The following is a 4,940-nucleotide window of genomic DNA, read 5'->3' on the forward strand; positions in this document are numbered from 1 at the left end:
AACCACCTCCGCAGCCATTTATTGGTGTGGTCTACAGAGGATTATGTCTTTTTAGAGGGGAAAATCCCTAGAACCCCTAAATGGTAATGCGGCAGGCATACGTTGTCCATATGTTGTAACTATTCATTCTATAAATTTTACTTGATCAATATCAAAAGTCAGGATTATTATGCCGATCGGTACAAAACTAACATAAGGATAGCGAGATGGTAGGCAAACACCTTAGAACGCCTCTTCTACTAATCTCATTTGCAGCGCCATTGGTGTTGTCTGGATGTCAAGATTCACGCGCCGAAGCACCTGCATCAGCACCGCCACCACCAACGGTTGAAGTGGCACAAGTGCTTGTAGAACAGGTTACCGAGCTTGATCAATACACTGGTCGATTAGAATCACCTCAAACCGTCACCGTAATGCCTCGTGTATCGGGTTACGTAGACCGTGTTCACTTCCGTGAAGGCCATCTCGTAGAAGCTGGAGACGTGCTTTTTTCAATCGACAATCGTTTGTTTGTTGCTGAAGTTAACCGTTTGAAAGCGGAACTTAGCAGTGCTCAAACAAGCTTGAACCAAGCAATCAAAGATTATGAACGTGCACAAAGACTAAGCAAAACTAAAGCAATTTCTCAAGAGACCGTTGATGCGCGTTTTGCAGATCAGCAGCGTAGCGTTGCAAGTGTTTCAGCTCTTAAAGCTGCTTTGGCAAAAGCGGAACTAGACCTTGAATTCACTCTAGTTCGCGCGCCGATTGCAGGCAAAGTTTCTTTCGCAGAGGTGACCAAAGGTAACTATGTAACTACGGGTCAAACCGTTCTTACGTCACTGGTATCTACTTCGAAAATGTACGCTTATTTCGACATTGATGAGCGTAGTTTCCTTAAATATCAAGAGATTAATAACCTCATCTCAGCGGATGGTGAAATTGAAAATGTCGTCCAAATGTCGTTGGCTAACGATACCGATTTCCCTCATATCGGTTACATCGACTTTGTAGACAATGCGATTGACGAAGCAACGGGAACCATTCAAGTTCGCGCCGTTTTTGATAATGCGGATAAGAAATTTTTACCGGGTATGTTCGCCAAAATGCGTATCGCTGGCTCGGATAGCTACCAAGGTGTGTTGATTGATAACAAGGCGATTGGTACCGATCTGAATAACAAGTATGTCTTGGTTTTAGGCGATGACAATATTGTCCAATACCGAGCAATCTCTCTTGGTGAAGGCCTTAACGGTCTGCGCATTGTATTGGATGGCCTAAAAGGCGACGAAAAGATTGTCGTCAATGGCTTACAACGCGTTCGTGCCAACATGCCTGTTACGCCCGATGAAGTTGCAATGGCTGATGAAAACACCCTTGCCAATATTCGCCAGCAACAAGCATTACGAGACCAGCAGCGCAGTGAGCTACTGACTCTGCAAGTGAAGCAATAAAGGAACCATTGCAATGTTTTCCCAGTTCTTTATTCGTCGGCCGATCTTTGCATCCGTGCTGTCGATACTCATATTCATCGGTGGTGCATTGTCAGTATGGCAACTGCCTATCACTGAATACCCCGAGGTTGTACCTCCGACTGTCGTTGTAACAGCGACTTACCCGGGTGCGAACCCGAAAGTGATTGCGGATACCGTCGCGTCTCCCCTCGAAGAAGAGATTAACGGCGTAGAAGACATGCTGTATATGTCTTCTCAAGCGACTTCTGATGGCGTGATGACGTTAACCGTCACCTTTGCCATTGGTGCCGACGTAGACAAAGCGCAAACCCTAGTTCAAAGCCGTGTTGATCGTGCCCTACCTCGTTTGCCTGAAACCGTTCAGCGACTTGGTGTTGTGACGGAAAAGTCATCACCAGACTTAACCATGGTCGTTCACTTGGTGTCGCCTGATGAGCGTTATGACCTACTTTATCTTGCGAACTATGCAGCGCTTAACGTTAAAGATGAACTTGCCCGAATCGAAGGTGTGGGTGCCGTTCGCCTGTTTGGTGGTGGCGAATACAGCATGCGTATTTGGCTTGATCCAAACAAGGTCGCAAGCCTGGACCTCAACCCTAGTGAAGTCATTTCTGCGATTCGCGAACAGAACCAACAAGCTGCAGCAGGTAGCCTTGGTGCTCAACCAAGTGGCTCGTCAGACTTCCAGTTGCTTATTAATGTCAAAGGACGTTTAAGCGAAGTTGAAGAGTTCGAGAACATCATCATCAAGGTTGGTGAAGATGGTCAGATCAACCATTTGAAAGATGTCGCTCGTATTGAATTAGGTGCCGAAACCTACTCACTTCGTTCACTACTTGATAACCAAGACGCAGTTGCCATTCCAATCTTCCAAGCTTCTGGCTCAAACGCGATTCAGATCTCTGATGACGTAAGAGCGAAAATGGAAGAGCTGTCAGCTAGCTTCCCTCAAGGTGTGAGCTACGAGATTGTTTACGACCCAACGGTATTCGTTCGTGGTTCTATTGAAGCGGTAGTGCAGACACTGCTTGAAGCGGTATTACTTGTTGTACTAGTTATTGTTCTGTTCCTGCAAACTTGGCGCGCATCGATCATCCCATTAGTTGCGGTTCCGGTTTCATTAGTTGGTACGTTCGCCTTCATGTACTTAATGGGCTTCTCTTTAAATGCTCTGTCACTGTTTGGCTTAGTACTCGCTATCGGTATCGTTGTTGATGATGCGATCGTGGTGGTCGAAAACGTCGAGCGAAACATCGAAGAAGGTCTTGCTCCTATTGCGGCGACAGAAAAAGCGATGCGAGAGGTTACAGGCCCAATTGTTGCGACGACGTTGGTGCTCGCTGCGGTATTCATCCCGACTGCGTTTATGTCTGGCTTAACGGGTCAGTTCTATAAACAGTTTGCGTTGACCATTACTATTTCAACGTTCATTTCAGCTATTAACTCGCTGACTTTGAGCCCGGCTCTTTCTGCCCTGTTGTTACGTGGTCACGACCAACCGAAAGATTGGCTCACGCGTGCAATGGATGGCTTGTTCGGACGCTTCGTATTTACCCCATTCAATAAGCTATTTAACAAAGGTTCTATCGCTTACGGTTACGCGGTGAAGAAGAGCATTCGACTTGGCGCACTGATTGGTGTGATGTATGTTGGCCTGCTTGGCTTAACGGCTTACCAATTCGATCAGACTCCTACGGGTTATGTGCCGGGTCAAGATAAGCAGTACTTGGTTGCATTCGCGCAACTGCCAGACGCGGCTTCACTTGAGCGTACCGATGCAGTGATTCGTGAGATGTCCGAGATTGCTTTGGCACAACCAGGCGTTGAACACTCCGTTGCATTCCCAGGTCTGAGCATTAACGGGTTCACCAATAGTCCAAACAGCGGTATCGTGTTCACTCCGTTGGCTGATTTCGACGAGCGTCAAGATCCGAGTCTTAGCGCAAATGCGATTGCAGGTCAGCTGAACCAAAAATTTGCTTCTATCCCTGATGCATTCATCGCGATCTTTCCACCACCACCGGTTCAGGGTCTGGGTACGATTGGCGGTTTCCGTTTGCAGATCCAAGATCGAGCGAACCACGGCTACGAAGCGCTATACGGTGTCACTCAACAAGTGATCATGAAAGCATGGGCGCACCCGGCACTAACTGGTGTGTTCTCAAGCTATCAAGTTAATGTTCCACAGTTAGACCTGGATGTTGACCGTACGAAAGCGCTCAAGCAAGACCTATCATTAGACGATGTTTTCTCTACCCTGCAATCCTACATGGGGAGCACGTACGTCAATGATATCAACCGCTTTGGTCGCACATACCAAGTGAACGTTCAGGCCGACGAAGAGTTCCGCCAAACACCAGAGCAGATTCGCCAACTAGAGGTTCGAAATGCGAACGGTGAAATGATTCCTTTAGGCGCGTTTGTTGATGTGAATTACAGTGCTGGTCCTGACCGTGTGATGCATTACAACGCTTATACCACAGCAGAGATCAATGGTAGCCCTATGCCAGGTTTCAGCTCAGGTGAAGCGCAAGCAGCGATTGAGCAGATCCTTGCAGAGACACTACCGATTGGCATGACTTACGAATGGACCGAGCTGACCTACCAACAGAAGTTGGCCGGTGATACAGCTATGTTGATCTACCCACTGGTTATCTTGTTGGTGTTCCTTGTACTTGCTGCGCAATACGAAAGTGTACGTCTTCCGATGGCAATCATCTTAATCATTCCTATGACGCTTCTATCGGCGATCAGCGGTGTGATTCTATGGGGTAGCGACAACAATATTTTCACTCAAATTGGTCTAATCGTACTGGTTGGTTTGGCAACTAAAAACGCCATCCTAATCGTAGAATTCGCCAAAGAGTTGCAAGATAAAGGTCGCACTGTGATGGAGGCTGTTCTTGAAGCATCACGCTTACGTCTTCGCCCAATCTTGATGACGTCGATTGCCTTCATCATGGGTGTGGTTCCAATGGTGTTCTCTACTGGTGCCGGTGCTGAAATGAGACAAGCAATGGGTATCGCTGTGTTCTCTGGCATGATTGGTGTAACCATATTCGGTCTGCTACTCACGCCACTGTTCTACTACGTATTGGCTAAACGTACTCCTAAAGAGCAGAGTGACAACACAGAGCAAGTTGCACTAGAGCCGATTAACGAATCCACTGTCTAATCCTTTATTTTGAGTGATTAGAAAGGCAGCCCGTGCTATTTGGGGCTGCCTTTTTTTCGTTAAGGACTCAACGGCAATTCCAGCCGTTATTTTTTGTTCAGTCTAGAAACTGTTGAATATCGTCGACGTCCATTAACTCTGACGATAAATACCGCTCTGCATAGTTGCGATAAACACCGCTCGTTAAAAGCAGGTGGAAAATCTCTTTATCAATATGTTCATTCTCCGCCATTTTGGGGTTCTAGGGATTTTCCCCTCTAAAAAGACATAATCCTCTGTAGACCACACCAATAAATGGCTGCGGAGGTGGG

Annotated in this window: 3 protein-coding genes; 2 read left to right on the forward strand and 1 reads right to left on the reverse strand. The window is 47.0% G+C overall.

What is annotated here, in order from left to right; all coding sequences use genetic code 11:
- Positions 1-206 precede the first annotated feature (206 nt).
- Both R7Q41_RS23675 and R7Q41_RS23680 read left to right on the forward strand, forming a co-directional pair.
- Positions 207-1,433, forward strand: a complete 1,227-nt coding sequence (locus R7Q41_RS23675; protein ID WP_203347287.1) for an efflux RND transporter periplasmic adaptor subunit — start codon at positions 207-209, stop codon at positions 1,431-1,433.
- A 13-nt stretch (positions 1,434-1,446) separates the two neighbouring features.
- On the forward strand, positions 1,447-4,629 hold the full coding sequence (locus R7Q41_RS23680; protein ID WP_203347286.1) for an efflux RND transporter permease subunit: 3,183 nt from the start codon (positions 1,447-1,449) through the stop codon (positions 4,627-4,629).
- A gap of 97 nt (positions 4,630-4,726) precedes the next feature.
- Here R7Q41_RS23680 and R7Q41_RS23685 read toward each other — a convergent pair whose 3' ends face one another.
- Positions 4,727-4,861, reverse strand: coding sequence for a hypothetical protein (locus R7Q41_RS23685; RefSeq protein WP_257898055.1), 135 nt, complete (start codon positions 4,859-4,861; stop codon positions 4,727-4,729).
- Positions 4,862-4,940: the final 79 nt, after the last annotated feature.

It is taken from the genome of Vibrio sp. 2096 (genome assembly GCF_033339595.1).
GTDB classification, from domain to species: Bacteria; Pseudomonadota; Gammaproteobacteria; order Enterobacterales; family Vibrionaceae; genus Vibrio; species Vibrio alginolyticus.

Bases quoted from the DNA above. Each gene is read 5' to 3' on its own strand.
- R7Q41_RS23675 (WP_203347287.1), top strand. From the start codon at position 207: ATGGTAGGCAAACACCTTAGAACGCCTCTTCTACTAATCTCATTTGCA.
- R7Q41_RS23680 (WP_203347286.1), top strand. From the start codon at position 1,447: ATGTTTTCCCAGTTCTTTATTCGTCGGCCGATCTTTGCATCCGTGCTG.
- R7Q41_RS23685 (WP_257898055.1), bottom strand. From the start codon at position 4,861: ATGGCGGAGAATGAACATATTGATAAAGAGATTTTCCACCTGCTTTTA.